An 18657-nucleotide genomic window follows, 5' to 3' on the forward strand; every position below is an offset into this window, starting at 1 on the left:
GTGCCCGCGAGTCTAATCCGCTCCGGCCTCCAGGAAGCAGTGCGGCACGAGCCTCCCCTTCGTCCTGGAGCAAGGAAGCGCACGCATGGGCCGCGTGGACCCTGACGCGGCCCCGGTGATACGAAAATGCGCATGCGCGAGACCGAGGACGCCATCCCCACCGGGGCCGGATTGAACCAGGGTGACGCGCAGGATCCCGCCCGGGGCGCGGACACGCTCGTGGGTCTGCTGCGGGAGCGCGCCCGTCAGGAGCCGGGCTTCGCGCTGTACACCTTCCTGGTGGACGGCGAGGCCGAGGAGGAGCGGCTGACGTGCGCGGAGCTGGACCGCCGCGCCCGGAGGATCGCCGCCGGGCTGCGCGGGCTGGCCCCCGGTGAGCGCGTGCTGCTCGTCTATCCGCCGGGGCTCGACTACATCACCGCGTTCTTCGGCTGCCTCTACGCTGGCGTGGTCGCGGTGCCCGTCTACCCGCCAAGGCACGACCGCTCGCTCGCACGGCTCCAGGCCATCGCGCAGGACGCGCGGGCCACCGCGGGCCTCATCCGGACCGAGCACCTGGAGCTGCTCCGCCAGTTCTTCCCGCTCGCGCCCGACCTGGAGCAGTTGACGTGGTGGGCCACCGACACGCTCCCCGTGGGCAGCGAGGACGCGTGGACGCCGCCCGCGCTCACCGGCGCGGACCGGGCGTTCTTCCAGTACACCTCCGGCTCCACCAGCCTGCCCAAGGGGGTGATGCTCTCGCATCAACACCTCCTGCGGAACCTGGAGGCCATCCGCCGGAGGTTCCAGCAGACGCGCGCCAGCAAGGTGGTGACGTGGCTGCCGCCCTACCACGACATGGGGCTCATCGGCGGCCTGCTCCAGCCGCTCTACACGGGCTATCCGGCCGTGATGATGTCGCCCGCGGACTTCCTCCTGCAACCGCTGCGGTGGCTACGGACCATCTCCCGCCACGGCGCCACCACCAGCGGCGGGCCGGACTTCGCCTATGCGCTGTGCGTGCGCAAGGCCACGCCGGAGCAGTGCGAGGGATTGGACCTGTCCTCCTGGCGCGTGGCGTTCAACGGCGCCGAGCCCATCCGCCCGGAGACGCTGGAGGGCTTCGTACGGACGTTCGGGCCGTACGGCTTCCGCCGCGACACGTTCCTGCCCTGCTACGGCCTGGCCGAAGCGACCCTGCTGGTGGCCGGTGGCGAAGCAGGACACCCGACCCGGGTGGAGGCCTTCGATGGCGGCTCGCTCCAGCGCGGGCAGGCCGTCGCGGTGGAGGCCGGGCGCGAGGGCGCGCAGGCGCTGGTGAGCTCCGGTCGCAACGCGCTGGATGGGCGGTTGCTCATCGTGGATCCGGAGCGGAGGTCTCCGCTCCCCGAGGGGACGATTGGCGAAATCTGGGTCTCCGGCTCGTCCGTCGCGGGCGGGTACTGGAACCGCCCGGACGCCGCCCGGGAGACGTTCCAGGCCACGCTGCGCGAGTCCGGAGAGGGCCCCTTCCTGCGCACCGGCGACCTGGGGTTCATGCGGGACGAAGAGCTCTTCGTGACGGGACGGGCCAAGGACCTGCTCATCCTGCGCGGCCTCAATCACTACCCGCAGGACCTGGAGCGCACCGTCGAGCGGAGCCACCCTGCGCTGCGTCCCGGCTCCGGGGCCGCGTTCTCCGTGGAGGCGGGCGGTGAGGAGCGGCTCGTCATCGTGTACGAGGTGTCCGCGAAGCTCGCGCCCGACGGGCTCGACCCGGTCATCGAGGCCATCCGCCGGGAGGTGCCCCGGCACCACGAGCTGACCGTGTACGCGGTGGAGCTGCTCGAACCGGGCTCCGTGCCCAAGACGTCGAGCGGGAAGATCCAACGCCACGCCTGTCGCGCCGGCTTCCTCGCGGGAGAGCTGCAACCCCTGGCGCGCTTCGCGCTGTCCGGTGCGCCGGGCGCGGAGGACGGCCCCGGCGAGACGGCGAGCGCCCCCGCGTGGGCGCCGGCCTCCGCGTTGGCGAGCGAGGTGCTGGAGGAGGTGACGGGCGTCCTGACGCATGGCGTGCGCGATGACCGCGAGCCGCTGTGGTTCGACTCGCTGTCCAGCGTGGACCTCCAGCATCGGCTCCAGGCGCGCTTCCAGGTGAACGTGCCCCTCTCGCGACTCTTGAGCGGCGCGAGCCTCGCGCAGCTCGTCTGCGAGGTCGAAGCAGCCCGAGCAGGGCAAGGGGCCACGGGGGCGACGCTCACGCCCACCGGCCCGGCGACGGGGGACTTCCCCCTCTCCCACGGGCAGCGGGCCCTGTGGTTCCTGCACCAGCTGGCGCCCGGCAGCGCCGCCTACCACATCGCCGCCGCGCTCCGGGTACTGGAGCCCTTGGATGCGCAGGCGCTCCGGCGCGCGGTGCTGCGGCTCGTGGAGCACCACCCTGCCCTGCGCACCACCTTCCACGCGGCCGGTGGCGAACCCTTCCAGCGGATCCACGAGGCAGGCGTGCTCGACCTGGAGTCGCGCGAGGCCACCGGGTGGAGCCCCGAAGACCTCCAGCAGGCCCTGCGGGAGGAGGCGCTGAAGCCCTTCGACCTGGAGCGCGGTCCGCTGCTGCGGGTGCGGCTCTTCCAGCGCGGTGGCGGCGAGCACGCGCTCCTCGTGGTGGTGCACCACCTGGTGGCGGACCTCTGGTCGCTGGGACAACTGGCCCGTGAGCTGTCCGTGGCGTACCCGGCGGCGCTGCGCGGCGAGCGCGCGGAGCTGTCCGACGCGCCCCACTCCTACGTGGACTTCGTCCGCTGGCAGCGCGTCCAGTGGGAGGACGCGGCGCAGGCGGGCCCCTGGGCGTACTGGAAGCAGCAGCTCGCGGGGCCCGCGCCGGTGCTGGACCGGCTGGCGGACCACCGTCGTCCCTCCGTGCAGACGTATCGCGGAGGACGGCGGGAGCGGCGGCTTGCGCCGGAGCTCACCTCGCGCCTGAAGCGGCTGGGGGGTCTGGAGGGCACGACGGTCTTCGCCGCGTTGCTCGCGGGCTACGCCACGCTGCTGCACCGGCACAACGGGCAGCGGGAGCTCTGGGTGGGCACCCCGACCGCGGGGCGGGAGCGCGTGGAGCAGGCGGGGACGGTCGGCTACTTCGTGAACCCGGTGGTGCTCCGGGTGGAGCTGACGCCGGAGCTGCCCTTCCGCGCGCTGGTGGCGGACGTGGGCAGGAGCGTCCGCGAGGCGCTGGAGCACGCGGCCCTTCCGCTCGGCGTCCTCGTGGAGCGGCTGGCCCCCGCGCGCGACCCGGGCCGCTCGCCCCTCTTCCAGACGATGTTCGCGCTCCAGCAGCTCCCGCTCCGGGGCGACGAAGGGCTGGCCGCGCTCGCGCTGGGCGTGGGAGGCGCGCGGCTGTCGCTGGCGGGGCTGGCCATGGAGTCCATCGCGCTGGACCTGGGCACCTCCCAGTTCGACCTGAGCCTGTCCGTCGCGGAGGTCGACGGGCGGCTTCACGTGACGCTCGAATACAACGCGGACCTGTTCGACGCCGCGACCGCGGAGCGGCTGCTGCAACGCTATGAGACCCTGCTGGCCGGCGCGGTCCTCCAGCCGGAGGCGCCGCTGGGAGCGTTGCCCATCGCCCCTGAAGTGGACCGCGCACGCCTGCTGGACTGGGGCCGCCCCGCGGAGTCGCCTCCTCCGGCGTGCGTCCAGACGTGGATTGAAGCCCGGGCGCGGCAGGCCCCGGATGCCATCGCCGTGCTGTCCGTTGCGGGGGCGCTCACGTACGCGGAGCTGGACGCGCGCGCCAACGCGCTGGCGTGGCGGCTGTGCGCGCTGGGCGTGGGGCCGGACGTGCCGGTGGCCCTCTACCTGGAGCGGTCGCTGGAGCAGGTCATCGCGGTGCTCGGCGTCCTCAAGGCCGGTGGGGCCTATGTCCCGTTGGATCCCGAATTCAACGCGGCGCGACTGGAGACCGTCCTCGCGGACGCGAACCTCCGCGTGGTCATCACCGGCCCTGGGTTCGACGCCGGGGCCCACCGCGTGACGGCGGTGACGGTGGGAGATGCGCGGGAGACGCGGCGCGAACCGCCTCCGGTGGCGCTCGACCCCGAACACCTCGCCTACGTCATCTACACCTCCGGCTCCACGGGGAGGCCCAAGGGCGTCATGGTCTCCCACCGCGCGCTCGCGAGCTTCATCCACGCGGAGCGGGGCCTGGTCGGACTGACGCCGGAGGACCGGGTCCTCCAGTTCAACTCGCTCAGCTTCGACACCAGCGTGGAGGAGCTCTTCCTCACGCTCACCGCTGGCGCCACGCTCGTGCTCCGGGACGCGGCCATGCTCGCGACCCCGGAGGCGTTCCTGGAAGGGTCCCGGCGGTGGGGCATCACGCTGTGGGACCTGCCCACGGCGTTCTGGCACTCGCTCACGGCCGCGCTGGAGGAGCGGGACCTCGCGCTGCCCGCGTCGCTCCGGAGCGTCATCATCGGCGGTGAGCAGGCGCGCGCGGAGCGGGTGGCGCAGTGGTATCGCCGCGCTTCCGCCGACGTCCGGCTCCTCAACACCTATGGCCCGACCGAGGCGACGGTGGCCGCCACGTTCTTCGACCTGGAGGCGCGGACCTCCGGGGACCTGGAGGTCGTGCCCATCGGGCGGGCCTCGAAGACGATGGGCGCCTTCGTGCTCGACGCGCGCCTGGAGCCGGTGCCGACCGGCGGCGTGGGAGAGCTGTGGCTCGCGGGAGCGGGGCTGGCGCGCGGATACCTGGCCGAGCCCGCGCTGACGGCGGAGCGCTTCAGGCCCCACCCGCACGCCACCACGCCCGGCGAGCGCCTCTACCGCACCGGGGACCTGGCCCGCTTCCGCGCCGACGGGGTGCTCGACTTCCTGGGCCGCGCGGATGCGCAGGTGAAGGTCCGGGGCTTCCGCGTCGAATTGGGGGAGATTGAGGCCGTCCTGCGCACCTGCGAGGGCGTCCGCGACGGGCTGGTCCTGCTGCGCGCTGGCACGCACGGGGGCGCGGAGGGGGCGCTGGTCGCCTACGCGGTCGCACCGCCAGAGGTGACGGTCCCCGCGCTGCGAGCGCACCTGGCCGCGCGACTGCCGCCCTACATGGTGCCCGCGCACTTCGTACGGCTCGACGCGTTTCCCACCAACGCCTCCGGCAAGGTGGACCGACGCGCGCTCCCCGTGCCCGAAGCCTCCGAGGAGGGACTGGCGCCCCGCACGGAGGCGGAGGCACGGCTGGCGGGCATCTGGGCGGAGGTGCTGGGCGTCGGCCGTGTCGGCGTGGACCAGGGCTTCTTCGAGCTGGGCGGACACTCGCTGCTGGCCATGCGGGTCCTGTCGCGGATCCGCGATGCGTTCGGGGTGGAGCTGCCGCTCCGCGCGTTGTTCGAGGACGGCACGGTGGCGGCGCTCGCCATCCGGCTCGAACAGGCCCGCGAGGGAGCACGTCCCGCCCTGCCCCCGCCGCCCGCGCCCGTCGCACGCGGTGGGGGTCCCCTTCCCCTCTCCTTCGCGCAGCAGCGGCTCTGGTTGCTGGCGCGGATGGAGCCGGACAGCTCCGCCTACAACGAGCCCGGCGTGCTCCGCCTCTCGGGCCCGCTAGACCCCACCGCCCTGGCGGAGGCGCTGGTCGACCTGCTGCGCCGGCACGAAGTCCTGCGCACCCGCGTCGTCGAACACGATGGAGCGCCCGTCCAGCGCGTCGAACCGGAGCAAGCCGCAGCGGACCTGCTGCGCCAGCACGCACTGCCGCACGGCCGCTCCGGTGGACACGCTGGAGCGTCCAGCCAGGGCATCCCGCCGGAAGGCACGGGCGCCAACCCGCGCCCGCACGAGCCTCCGCGCGACCGCCTCGGTGAGCATGACCGAGCACCCGAGCAGTCCACCGCGCGGGAGGCCCGTGCCGTGCTCCCGGTGGAGGACCTGCGTTCACTCTCCTCCGAGGCTCGGGAGGCCCGCGCCGCGGCCATCGTCCATGAGGAAGCAGCGCGCCCCTTCGCGATGGACCGGGCGCCCCTGCTGCGCATGCGCCTGCTGCGCCTGGGCGACGAGGAGCACCGGCTGGTCGCGGTCCTGCACCACATCGTCTGCGACGCCGGCTCGCTCGGCATCCTCTTCCACGACCTGGCCGCGCTGTACGAGGCGCGGCGGGATGGACGCACGGCCTCCCTCCCGGTCCTCTCCGTGCAATACGCCGACTTCGCGGTGTGGCAGCGCGGATGGCTCCAGGGTGACGTGCTGGAGCGCCAGCTCACGTACTGGCGCAAGGTCCTGGACGGCGCTCCGGCCGAACGGGACGTGCCCTTCGCCCGGGGCGCGCGCACCTCCGAGCCCGGCCCCAGCGGCACCGTCCACCGCGCGCTCCCCCACACGCTGGGCGCGCCCCTCGAAGCGCTCTGCCGCCGTGAAGGCGTGACGCCGTTCATGGCCCTGCTGGCCACGTTCCAGGCCCTGCTCCAGCGCTACACCGGGGAACACGACGTCCTCGTGGGCACGCCCGTGGCCCACCGCACGCACGGCGCGCTCGAAGCGCTGGTGGGCTTCTTCGTCAACACGCTGGTCCTGCGAACCCACGTCCCGAAGGGCGGCTCGTTCCGTCAGCTCCTCGCACGCGCCCGCGAGGACGCCCTGGGCGCGTTCTCCCACCCGGATCTCCCCTTCGAGAAGCTGGTGGAGTCGCTGAAGCTGGCGCGCACCTCCAGCCGTCCCCCCTTCCTCCAGTTCATGTTCGCGCTCCAGGACGCTCCCCGGGCGGACCTCGTCCTGTCGGGACTGCGGGCCACCCTGGAGGAGCCGCCTCCGGCGCAGGCGAAGTTCGACCTGCTGTTGGAGCTGTCGCGCCGAGGAGATGGCTGGCACGCGAGCTGGCAGTTCGACACCGCGCGGTTCGACAGCGTGACGGTCGGGCGGATGGCAGAACACTTCGAGCGCCTGCTCACGGTCGCGCTGTCACGACCGGACGCCCCGCTCGCGCACCTGCCCCTGCTCACCGAAGCGGAGCAGGCCCTCATCGCCCGGGCCAACGACACTGGCCCGACGGTCCCCCGCGACGCGTCGATTCCCCGGCGCTTCGAGGCCCAGGCTGACCGTACCCCCGACGCCATCGCGGTCGAGCGCGACGGCCAATCCCTGACGTATCGGGAGCTGGACGCGAAGGCGAACCGACTCGCGCACACCCTGCACGCGCGGGGGGTCGGGCCCGACGTGCCGGTGGGCCTCTGCCTCTCCCGTTCGTTCGAGCTGATCATCGGGATGCTCGGAGTCCTCAAGGCAGGCGGTGCCTACCTTCCGCTCGACCCCCAGGAGCCCCCCGAGCGCCGGACCCGGCTGCTCACGAACGCGGGCGCGCGCTGGGTCCTCACGCAGACGGCGCTGTCCCCCGTGGGCGACGACGCCGGAGCGAGTCCCATCGATTTGTCGGGGCCGGCCGTCCCGGGACAACCCGAGGGCCGCCTCGCCTCCAGTCCCCACGCGGACACCCTCGCCTACGTCATGCACACGTCCGGCTCCACCGGACACCCGAAGGCCGTCTGCGTGCCGCACCGGGCGGTGCTCCGCCTCGTCACGCACCCCAACTACCTCACGCTCACGGCGGAGGACGCCTTCCTCCAGCTCGCGCCGCCCTCCTTCGACGCCGCGACCCTGGAGGTCTGGGCACCGCTCCTCAACGGAGGACGGCTGGTGCTCTTCCCCGGCCACGGCGCGGCGGCGCTCGAAACGCTGGGCCAGGTCGTGGCGCGGCACCGCGTCACCTGTCTGTGGCTGACGGCGGGCCTCTTCCACGGTGTCGTGGACCAGCACCCCGAAGCGCTCACCGGCGTGCGGCAGCTGCTCGCGGGCGGTGACGTGCTGTCGCCCGAGCACGTGCGCCGCGTGCTCGAACGCCATCCCCTGCGCGTCATCAATGGCTATGGGCCCACGGAGAACACCACGTTCACCTGCTGCCACCCGATGGCCTCTCCCGAGCAGGTGGAGTCGCCGGTCCCCATCGGCGCGCCCATCACCGGCACGCGGGTCCACGTGCTCGACGCCATGCTCGCCCCCGTGCCCGTCGGGGTCCCCGGCGAGCTGTACTGCGCGGGAGACGGGCTCGCGCGCGGATACCTGGGCCAGCCGGACCTCACCGCCGAGCGGTTCCTGCCGGATCCGTTCAGCCAGGAGCCGGGCACGCGGATGTACCGCACCGGGGACCGGGCCCGCTGGCGCGAGGACGGCCGCATCGACTTCCTCGGGCGCGTGGACCAGCAGGTGAAGGTTCGCGGCTTCCGGGTGGAGCCCGGCGAAGTGGAAGCCGCCCTGCTGTCACACCCGGACGTGCGCGACGCCGCCGTGGTCGCGGTGGGCGCACGCGCGGACACCCGGCGGCTGGTCGCGCACGTCGTCCTCCGCGACGCCGCCACGCTCCCGCCGGAGGCCCTGCGCGCCTTCCTCGGGGAGAAGCTCCCCGAACACCTGGTGCCGGGAGCGGTGACGCTCCATGAAGCGCTCCCCCTCACCCCGAACGGCAAGGTCGACCGGCGAGCCCTCGCCACCACCCTGCTCACGGAAGGCGCCACCGACCCCGCGGCCCTCACGCCCCGCACGCGCACCGAGGCCCTGCTCGCGGCGCTCTGGACCTCGCTGCTCGGCCTTCCCCACGTCGGCCCGCACGAGAACTTCTTCGCGCTGGGAGGCCACTCGCTGATGGCGATGCGGCTGCTGTCCCGGGTGCGCGAGGCCACCGGCGTCACCCTGGGGCTGAAGACGCTCTTCGAGGCGGCCACCCTCGCCACGCTGGCGGAGCGGATCGACGCGGCCCGGAGCGCGCTGCCCTCCGCCTCCGCGCGGCCCCTCGCGCCGGTGCCCCGCGAAGGCCCCCTGCCCCTGTCCTTCGCGCAGCAGCGGCTGTGGTTCATCGCGCAGCTGGATCCGGTGAGCGCCGCGTACCACATCCCCGGAGCCCTGCACCTGACCGGCGACGTCGACGTGCCGTTGCTGGAGCGCTGCTTCAACACGCTCCTGGAACGGCACGAAGTGCTGCGCACCGCGTTCGTCTCGCGTGACGGCACCCCCATCCAGCAGGTCGCCCCCCGGCTCACCCTCACCCTCCCCGTCGAGGACCTCCGCGCGCTGCCGCCCACCGAGCGACAGGCCCGGGCCCGCGACTGGGAGCGCAGTGACGCGGAGCAACCGTTCGCGCTCGACGCGCCCCCGTTGCTGCGCGTGCGCCTGCTGAGGCTGGAGGACCGGGAGCACCGGCTGCTGCTCACGCTGCACCACATCGTCTCCGACGGCTGGTCGCTGGGCGTCCTCTTCCGGGAGGTGACGGCGCTCTACGAGGCCTTCGCCGCCGGCCGCGACAACCCCCTGCCGCCCCTGCCCATCCAGTACGCGGACTACGCGTGGTGGCAGCGGGAGTGGCTCCAGGGGCCGGTGCTGGAGGAGCAGCTCCAGTTCTGGACGCGGCACCTGACGGGCGCGCCGCCCCGGCTCCGCCTGCCGTTCGACCGGCCGCCGCCGGAGATCCCCAGCCACCGGGGGAGCCTCGTGGTGGGGCGCATCGACGCGGCGCGGACCTCCGCCCTGGAGGCGTGGGGCCGCGGCACTGGCGCCACCCTGTTCATGACCACGCTGGCGGCGTTCTTCGCGCTGCTGCACCGGCTCACCGGCGCCTCGGACCTCGTGGTGGGGACGCCCACGGCCAACCGCACGCATCCCTTTACCGAGGACCTCATCGGCTTCTTCGTGAACACGCTGGCGCTGCGGTGCCAGGTGCGCGCGGACCTGGGCTTCGCGCAGCTCCTGGAGCAGGTGCGGACGCTCGCGCTCGCGGCCCACGACCACCAGGACGTGCCCTTCGAGCGCGTGGTCAACGCGCTCGGCAGCGAACGCTCCCTGAGCCACAACCCGGTGTTCCAGGTCCTGTTCGCCTTCCAGAACGCGCCCCTGTCCGCGCTGCGCCTCAGGGACCTGAGCTTGAGCGAGGTGGAGCCGAACTTCGACGTGGTGAAGTTCGACCTGGTGGTCATCGTCCAGGAGCAGGGCGGCGCGCTCACCGTCACCTGGAGCTACGCCACCGACCTCTTCGACGCGCCCACCATCGCACGGATGCACCAGCAGTACGCAGGGCTGTTGGACGCGCTGCTCGCGGACCCGGGAGCGCGCGTGGGGCGCGTGGAGCAGGCGCCCCCTCCGGCCCCGGCCACGCGAAGGACGTCCGACTTCGAGCGGCTGCGCACCATCAAACCCAGACCGCTCCCCGTCCCGCCCCGGGACGAGGACAAAGAACACTGAAATGCACTCCGAACCCAGGCGGCCCCTCCCATGACCGTGACCTATGACCCCGGTGTGCACATCGCGGGCGATGGCTGGCTCGCGCTGCACCGCAATGAGAACCTCTTCGCGGAGCCCGCGCTGCTCGACGACATGGCCCGGAGCGCCCTGTCGAAGGTGACGCTCTCCGCGTACCCGCACCCGACCTCCCTGCCGCTGCGGGAGAAGCTGGCGGAGGTCCACGGCGTCGACGCGGCGAACGTCTTCGTGGGCAACGGCTCCGACGAGGTGCTCTCCGAACTGCTGCGCCTCCTGCGGCCGTCCTACGACACCCTCTGGATGCAGGACGTGGGCTACGTCATCCACGGCGTGCTCGCGGACCGGCTGGGCTACCGCCCCCAGACGCTGCCCGGGAGCACCTTCGCCACGGGCCGCGTGACGGCTCCCGACGGGCCCTGTCTGTCCGTGGTGGACTCCCCCAACGCCGTCACCGGCCACGCCGTCTCCGGGGACGACCTGGCCGCCCTGGCCCGCGCACCCGGCGCGTTCCTCGTCTGGGACAACGCCTACGGAGAGATTTCCGGCGACACGCTGCCCAGGGAGGTGCGCCCCAACGTCGTCACCGTGCGCAGCTTCTCCAAGTTCTACGCGCTCGCCGGGGCGCGGGTGGGCTACTGCATCGGCGACCGCGCGCTGGTGGCGCGGATGCTCCAGCGCAAGGACGCCTTCAACGTGGGCGCCTTCTCCCAGGCCGTCGCGCTGGAGGCGCTCGCGCGCCGGGAGCACTTCGTCCAGCTCGCCGGGGAGCTGCGCGCCGCCCGCGCCCGGCTGGTCACCGCGCTGGAGGCCCTGGGCTTCGAGGTGCGACCGCCCCGGGGGAGCTTCGTCTTCGCGAAGCACGCGACCCGCGACGCCGCCGCGCTGCACCAGGGCCTGGAGGCCCGGCGCATCGCCGTGCGCCACTTCCAGAAGGACGGCGTGCGGGACTACCTGCGCATCACCGTGCCGCGCGCCGCGGGCATGCAGCGCCTGCTCGAAGCGCTTCAGGCCCTGCTGTCGGAGGCCAGCGGGAACGGGAGCTGACCCAGCGGCGTCTTCAGGGACACGGACGTGACGCGCCCCTGTTCGCGCTGGAGCACCAGCAGGATGGCCGGGGGCACGCCGAACATCCGGAACGCGTCCTGCCCCAGCGGCTCCAGCCCGATGAGGTCCTGGCCGTTGATGGCCATCACCAGCCGGTCCCCGGCGACGCGGACCTCGCCGTCGAAGTCGCGCTTCAGGCCCCACTCCAGCGGCAGGTTCTCCGCCAGGGGCGTGTCCCCCAGCGACCCGGAGACGGTGAAGCGGCAGGCGTACGTCCCCAGCTCCGAGCGGGGCAGCGTGATGGCCTCCTGGTGCTTCGCCACGCCGGGCTGCCGCGCGACGAACTCCGGCGGGAACAGCCCCACGATGAAGTCATTGATACACACGTCCGCGATGAGGTGGACGCGCGGCACCGGCCCCTGGTTGGCGACGTGGTGGGTGAGGCTGAAGTCGCCGTACCACAGCTCGCCGGGCTGCCAGCGGCACGGCTCGTCCCCCACGACGAACTCCACCCCGGGGTTCGTGGTGATGGGGATGTGCAGGCGGATGAGTCCCTTGTCGAAGCCCAGGAACCAGTCGCTGTGCGGGTTGATGCGCCCGTTCGGCCAGATGACGGAGATGCGCACGCTGTGCTTGGGACACGGCAGCGAATCCAGCACCTGCTTGAAGTACGGAGCGACCTGCGTGAGCTCGGTCTCCTGGAAGCCCACCAGCGCGGGCTCCCCGGGGGAGGCGTCGTTCCACCGGCCGCCAATGGAATGCAGGCTCGCGCCGCCCCAGCGCGCGTGGATGGGCGGGTCGCTGTAGGTGGGCTCCTCGCGAATCTGGAACCGGGAGATCTGCTCCAGGGCCTGAAGCAGCTTCGCGGGCTCATAGGTGAGGGGCAGTTTCGTCGTGACCCGGGCCATGCCAGACCTCGCTCCGAGGAAGGAAGCGCTGTGGAAAAAGGCACGGTAGCAACCGCCAAAAGGGAATCAAGGCATGCTGCCGCGCGTCGTTGAAGCAGGTCGGTATCCATGCCAGATTCCGCCCCCCGTACCTGCTGAAACCTGTCTCACCGTCCGGGCACATCCCGCACTCCCCCACGGGTCCCAACCATGTCGGAGTCCACGCGTCTCGACTGCGTCGTCGTTGGTTACAACGAGACCCCCTTCGTCGAGTACGAAGCCACCCTGCGTCGCTACGGCGAGGACTCGGAGGCCTACCGGGACCTCAAGTTCAGCTTCGTGGACCTGGGCGACGCCAGGCTCAACTACGCGGACCTCCTCAATCGCGTGTATCGCGAGGCCCTGGAGCCCGGGACGCCGCACCGCGAATTCCTCTCCGGCGACATGCCCAGCCTCGCGGCCGTCTACCTCACCAGCTTCCTGCGACGCCGGGGCCTCCAGTCTCGTTACATCAATCTTTTCCAGTATGAGAAGGAGCCCCTGGCGGAGCTCCTGGCGGCCAACCCGCGCGCCATCGCCCTCACCACCACGCTCTATGTGTTGAACGAGCCGGTGATCGAGATGGTCAAGTTCATCCGCCAGCACAACCCGGACGTGCGGATCATCGTGGGCGGTCCGCTCATCGCCAATCACTTCCGGCGCTACCAGGGCCATGAGCTGGCCACGGTGCTGGACGACCTGGGCGCGGACCTCTACGTGGTGGAGGGCCAGGGCGAGCTGACCCTGGCGCGCATCCTGGAGACGCTGCGCGACGGCGGGGACCTGTCACAGGTGCCCAACCTGGCGTACGTGGATGCGAAGGGCCCGGTGCGCGCGGGGCGCTATCGCATCAACCCCCGCGAGGAGGAGAACAACCCGCTCGATGAGAACCTCATCGACTGGAATGGCCTGTCGGACGCGACGCTGGGGCCCACGCTCCAGACGCGCACGGCGCGCAGCTGCGCCTACAGTTGTTCGTTCTGCGCCTACCCCATGCGCGCGGGCAGCCTGACCCTGGCGAGCCTGGACGCGGTGGGGCGGGAGCTGGACGCGATGGCCGCGCAGGGCGCGCGCAACGTCGTCTTCATCGACGACACCTTCAACGTGCCGCTCAAGCGCTTCAAGGAGCTGTGCCGGCTGATGATTGAACGCCAGTACGGCTTCAACTGGTTCTCCTACTTCCGGTGCAGCAACGCGGACGAGGAGTCGGTGGAGCTGGCGGCGCGCAGCGGCTGTCGGGGCGTGTTCCTGGGCATCGAGTCGGGTTCGCCCACCATCCTGACGAACATGAACAAGGCCGCCAGCGTGGAGAAGTACACGAACGGCATGAGGTGGCTGAAGTCCCACGGCATCCTGACGTTCGCGTCGTTCATCGTCGGCTTCCCGGGGGAGACGGACGCGACCGTGCAGGAGACCCTGGACTTCATCCAGACGACCCGGCCGGACTACTACCGGGCGCAGCTCTGGTACTGCGAGCCGGGCACGCCCATCGAAGGCAAGCGGGAGCAGTACGGCATCACCGGCCAGGGCTTCAGCTGGCGCCACGCCACCATGGAGAGCCTGGAGGCGATGGACCACATCGACCGGATGTTCCTCACCGTCCAGGACTCCACCTGGCTGCCGCAGTGGTCGTTCGACTTCTGGATCATCCCCTACATGGTGGGCCGGGGCATGAGCCTGGAGCAGTTCAACGCGCTGATGCGGCTGGCCCACCGGCTCCTCGCGCTGGAGGTGGCCTACGTGCCGCCGCAGGAGAAGCGCTCGCTCCAGCAGGGCTACCTGCGCCAGATGCGGGACCACGTGCGCCAGTGGGGCGCCCCCGCCCTGGCCGCGCGCTAGCAGGATGGCCGGTCGGCGATGCGCCGACATGGCGACGACCCGGATCCAGGAGTGCCGAGCGTGAGCATCGACGTCTTCCGCCTGTCCCCCCAGCAGCAGCGTTCCTGGCGGCTCCAGCGCCGCGGCGGGCCGCTGTGCGTCGATGGGCTGATGCACCTGGAGGGGCCCCTCCGGCGGGATGACCTCCAGCGCGCGCTGGACCGGCTGGTGGACCGCCACGAAGTGCTGCGCACCACGTTCCCCACCCCACCGGGGAGCACCGAACCGGCGCAGGCGGTGAACCCGCGCGGCGAGGTGGCGTGGGACGTGCTGGACCTGGGCGCCTTCGCCCCGGAGGAGCGGGAGCGCCGCGCGAAGGAGCACTTCGAGCAGCTCCGCGCCCATCCCTTCCCGCTCGACTCCGGGCCCGCGCTGCGCGCGATGCTCGCGACCCTGGACGGGGGGCGGCACCTGCTGGGGCTGGTGCTCCCGGCGATGCGCGCGGACGCGGCCACCCTGCGCCTGCTCTTCCGCGAGCTGCGCCGGGCGTACGCGGCGGGCCCGGACGCGGCCACGTCGGAGCCGCTGCCCTACCTCTCCTTCTCCGAGTGGCAGGGGGAGCTGGTGGCCGAGCGCGCCGACCCCGCCAGCCCCGCGGCGGCCTGGTGGGAGCGGCACTTCCGCGCGTCCCCCCCGGTCGCCCTGCCGATGGAGCAGCGGGGCGGCGCGGTGTCCTCCCTCGCGCCGGAGCGGCACGCCTTCACGTTGAGGGGTGAAGTCGTGGCGGCGCTGGAGGGCGCGGCCCGGGGCGCGGGGTGCACGGTGGAAGCGCTGGTGCTGGCCACGTGGGCGGCCCTGCTCGGCAGGCTCACCGGCCAGGGGGAGCTCGTCGTGGGCCTGTGGAGTGACGGCCGCGAACACCCGGAGCTGGCGGAGACCTTCGGCCCCATGGCGCGGTGGCTGCCGCTGCGCTGCGACCTGGAGCCCACCGGGGCCCTGGACGCCCTGGCCCGGCAGGTCCAGCAGGCCCGGGCGGAGCTGCTCGAATGGCAGCGCTACTTCGTCTGGCCCGTCGAAGGCGAGGAGCCCGTCGCGGGCCGCGACCATCCGACCTTCGGCTTCGAGTGGGACACCCCGGCCCCCGGGGACGTCCCCGTGCGGGCCTTCGTGGACCCCGCCAGGGTGACGCTCGCCCGCGAGTCCGTGGCGTCCGGCGCACTCGGCCTTGAGCTGCGGTACGACCCGGGCTTCTTCACCGGAGCGGACCTGCGGCACCTGGCCGGCCAGTTGGAGGCGCTGCTCGAACAGGCGGCGAGCGCGCCCGGGACGCGCCTGGACGCGCTGGAGCCGCTGGGCCCCCGTGAGCGGGAGCGGCTGCTGGTGGACTTCAACGCGACGGAGCGCAGCCTGTCCCCGCGCTGTGTCCATGCGTGGATCGCCGAAGCCGCGGCCCAACACCCCGCGCGGACCGCGGTGGTGTACGAGGACGCGTCCCTCACCTACGCGCAGCTCGACGCCCGGGCCAACCAGGTGGCCCATGCGCTGCGCAAGCGCGGCGTCGGCCCCGAGTCACGGGTCGGGCTGCTGCTGGACCGCTCCCTTGAAATCGTGGTGGGGATGCTGGGCGTGATGAAGGCGGGCGCGGCCTACGTCCCGTTGGATCCCTCCCAGCCCCGCCTGCGCTTGCAGTCCCTGCTGGAGGACCTCCAGGCCCCCGTGCTCCTCACGGAGCGCCGCCGGCTCAAGGACGTGCCCGCGCGGGAGGGCTGCGAGGTGCTGTGCCTGGACCCCGGTGAGGCGGTGTGGTCGGACGAACCCACGCACGCGCCCGAAAGCGACGTCACGCCGGAGCACCCGGCCTACGTGCTGTTCACGTCCGGCTCCACGGGCCGCCCCAAGGGCGTGGTGGTGGAGCACCGCCAGCTCCACAACTACGTCGCGAGCATCCTGGAGCGCCTGGAGCTGCCCCGCGACGCCACCTACGCCACGGTCTCCACGTTCGCGGCGGACCTGGGCAACACGGTCATCTTCCCCGCGCTCTGCACCGGGAGCTGCCTGCACGTCATCTCCTCCGACCGGGCGTCGGATCCGCTCGGGCTGGCGGACTACCTGCGGCGGCATCCGGTGGACGTGCTCAAGGTGGTCCCCAGCCACCTGCGCGCCCTCTTGAGCGCCGGGGACACCCAGGCGCTGTTGCCGAAGCAGCGGCTCATCCTTGGAGGCGAGGCCAGCCCCCGCGCGTGGGTGGAGCAGCTCCAGCAGGCGGCGCCGCACTGCCGCATCCACAACCACTACGGCCCCACCGAGACCACGGTGGGCGTGATGACGTTCCGCTTCGACCCCGCGCGCCCCTTCGCCGCGCGGACGCAGCTGCCCCTCGAGCGCCCCATCGACAACACGCGGGTGTACGTCCTGGACGCGCGGATGCGGCCGGTGCCGGTGGGCGTATCCGGTGAGCTGTACGTCGGCGGGGCCGCGCTCGCGCGGGGCTACCTGGGCCGGCCGGAGCTGACGGCGCAGGCGTTCATCCCGGATCCGTTCAGCGTCGCGCCGGGCGCCCGGCTGTACCGCACCGGCGACCTGGGGCGGCACCTCTCCGACGGCACCCTGGAGCACCTGGGCCGCGCGGACAGCCAGGTGAAGTACCACGGCTATCGCGTGGAGCTGTCGGAGCTGCGCCACGCGCTCACCCAGCATCCCCAGGTGCGCGATGGCGTCGTGCTGCTGAAGCACGACACGAACGGCAACGAGGTGCTGGTCGCCTACTACGTCGCGCGGCAGGAGCTGGAGCCGGAGGAGCTCCGGGCCTTCCTCGCGGAGCGCCTCATCGACGAGGTGCTGCCGAACCTCTACATCCACCTGCGCAAGCTGCCGCTCACCCTCAACGGCAAGCCGCACTACGACGCGCTGCCCTCCATCGAGCAGGCGCGGCAGAAGCAGCGCAAGGCGCGCGTGCCGCCCCGCACGGAGTCGGAGGCCACGCTGGCCCGCATCTGGAGCCAGGTGCTCAACCTGGAGGGCGTCGGCGTCCACGACAACTTCTTCGGCCTGGGCGGCGACTCCATCCTCTGCATCCAGGTCATCTCGAAGGCCAATCAGGCCGGCCTGCGGCTCACCCCGCGACAGCTCTTCCAACACCAGACCATCGCGGAGCTGGCCAGCGTCGCCACCGAAGCCCCCGCGGTCCCCGCCATCGTGGAGGCGCCCCTCACGGGCCCCCTGCCGCTCACGCCCATCCAGCGGTGGTTCTTCGACCAGGAGTCACCGGAGCCGGACGCCTGGTGCATCCTGGTGCCGCTCGACGCGCGCCAGCCCCTGGACGTCGCGCGGCTCCAACAGGCGCTGAGCGCCCTGCTCGACCGTCACGACGCGCTCCGGCTCCGCGCGGTGCGGGGACCTTCCGGTTGGGAGGCGACGGTGGCGCCCCAGGGGGCCCCGTTCCCGCTGGAGCGCGTGGACCTGTCGGCGGAGCCGGACGCCACGGTGGAGGCGCAAGTCCGTCAGGTGGAGCAGCGACTCCAGCAGGGGCTGCACCTGAGCACCGGCCCGGTGGTCGCGGCGGCCTTCCTCGACTTCGGCGCCCGGCGCCCGGCCCGGGTGCTCATCGCCGCGCACCGGCTGGTGGTCGACGGCGTGTCCTGGCGCATCCTCTTCGAGCACCTCCAGTCCGCCTACGAGCAGCTCCTCACGCAGGAGCGCTGCGAGCTGCCCCCGAGGACGCGCTCGCTCAAGGCGTGGGTGGAGGCGCTCCAGCGTCACGCGACCACCGGGGCCCGCGAGGAGCTTGCGCACTGGAGCACCGCGGGCGCGCCCACCGGGCTCCTTCCCGTGGACCGCGTGGAGGCCGCCCTCCCGCTCACGCTCGACCAGCGCGTCGCGTTCACCCTGACGCCGGAGGAGAGCCGGGCGCTGCTCCACACGCTGCCGGAGCGGCACCACTCGGAGATTGGCGAGCTGCTGATCGCCGCGCTGGCGAAGACGCTGTGCGGCTGGTCCGGCCAGCCGCACCTGCGGCTGGACCTGGAGGGCCACGGCCGCGAGGACCTGTTCGACGGGATGGACCTCTCCCAGACGGTGGGCTGGTTCGCGTCGCTCTACCCGGTCCAGCTCACGCCGTCGCCCGGCCCCGACCTGGGCGAGACGGTGAAGGCGGTGAAGGAGCAGCTGCGCGCGGTGCCCCACCGGGGCATCGGCCACGGGGTGCTGCGCTACCTGGGCACCGGCGACGACGCCCGGGCGCTGGCCGCGCAGCCCCGCGCCCAGGTGCTCTTCCGCTACGTGGGCCAGTACCACCTGAGCAGCCCCTGGCTCACCGTGCTGGACGCGGCGGAGCCCCAGGCCCCCACGCGGCAGCACCGGCTGGCCGTCGTCGCGGGCCTGTCCGAGGGCCAGCTGCGCATCACCTGGTTCTTCAGCGAAGCGATGTACCAGCGGTCCACGATGGAAGCGCTCGCGGAACGCCATGCGCAGGTCCTGCGCGCCCTGATTGCCGGCGACGCGGTGTCGGACGCGCCGGCCTACACTCCCTCCGACTTCCCACTGGCGGGGCTTGATCAGCGGAAGCTCGACAAGCTGCTGTCCCGTTTCAAGAAGTAGTCCCCCGACGCCGCCCGCCTCGGCCCAG

Annotated in this window: 5 protein-coding genes; 4 read left to right on the top strand and 1 reads right to left on the bottom strand. The window is 72.6% G+C overall.

Features of this window, described 5'->3' with window-relative positions:
- The first annotated feature begins 132 nt into the window (after positions 1-132).
- Together OV207_RS28035 and OV207_RS28040 are read left to right on the top strand one after the other, a co-directional pair.
- On the top strand, positions 133-10227 hold the full coding sequence (locus OV207_RS28035; protein ID WP_267558119.1) for a non-ribosomal peptide synthetase: 10095 nt from the start codon (positions 133-135) through the stop codon (positions 10225-10227).
- 30 nt (positions 10228-10257) lie between these two features.
- On the top strand, positions 10258-11289 hold the full coding sequence (locus tag OV207_RS28040) for a pyridoxal phosphate-dependent aminotransferase (protein ID WP_267558120.1): 1032 nt from the start codon (positions 10258-10260) through the stop codon (positions 11287-11289).
- Here the strand turns inward: OV207_RS28040 and OV207_RS28045 are convergent.
- Positions 11250-12197 (bottom strand): aspartyl/asparaginyl beta-hydroxylase domain-containing protein, encoded by a 948-nt coding sequence (locus tag OV207_RS28045; RefSeq protein WP_267558122.1) that lies wholly within the window; start codon positions 12195-12197, stop codon positions 11250-11252. The two genes, OV207_RS28040 and OV207_RS28045, sit on opposite strands and share 40 nt — an antisense overlap.
- Positions 12198-12386: 189 nt before the next feature.
- Between OV207_RS28045 and OV207_RS28050 the strand changes: the two genes are divergently transcribed.
- Together OV207_RS28050 and OV207_RS28055 are read left to right on the top strand one after the other, a co-directional pair.
- Positions 12387-14054 carry a PhpK family radical SAM P-methyltransferase gene (locus OV207_RS28050; RefSeq protein ID WP_267558123.1) on the top strand — a complete coding sequence of 556 codons (1668 nt, stop codon included), beginning with the start codon at positions 12387-12389 and terminating at the stop codon, positions 14052-14054.
- A 60-nt stretch (positions 14055-14114) separates the two neighbouring features.
- A complete protein-coding gene (locus OV207_RS28055; RefSeq protein WP_267558125.1) occupies positions 14115-18629 on the top strand; it encodes a non-ribosomal peptide synthetase in 4515 nt (1504 codons plus the stop codon).
- Positions 18630-18657: the final 28 nt, after the last annotated feature.

Source organism: Corallococcus sp. BB11-1, assembly GCF_026626625.1.
Lineage (GTDB): Bacteria > Myxococcota > Myxococcia > Myxococcales > Myxococcaceae > Corallococcus > Corallococcus soli.

What these genes read in the sequence shown, in the direction of transcription:
- OV207_RS28035 (WP_267558119.1), top strand. Translation starts at nt 133, where the DNA reads ATGCGCGAGACCGAGGACGCCATCCCCACCGGGGCCGGATTGAACCAG.
- OV207_RS28040 (WP_267558120.1), top strand. Translation starts at nt 10,258, where the DNA reads ATGACCGTGACCTATGACCCCGGTGTGCACATCGCGGGCGATGGCTGG.
- OV207_RS28045 (WP_267558122.1), bottom strand. Translation starts at nt 12,197, where the DNA reads ATGGCCCGGGTCACGACGAAACTGCCCCTCACCTATGAGCCCGCGAAG.
- OV207_RS28050 (WP_267558123.1), top strand. Translation starts at nt 12,387, where the DNA reads ATGTCGGAGTCCACGCGTCTCGACTGCGTCGTCGTTGGTTACAACGAG.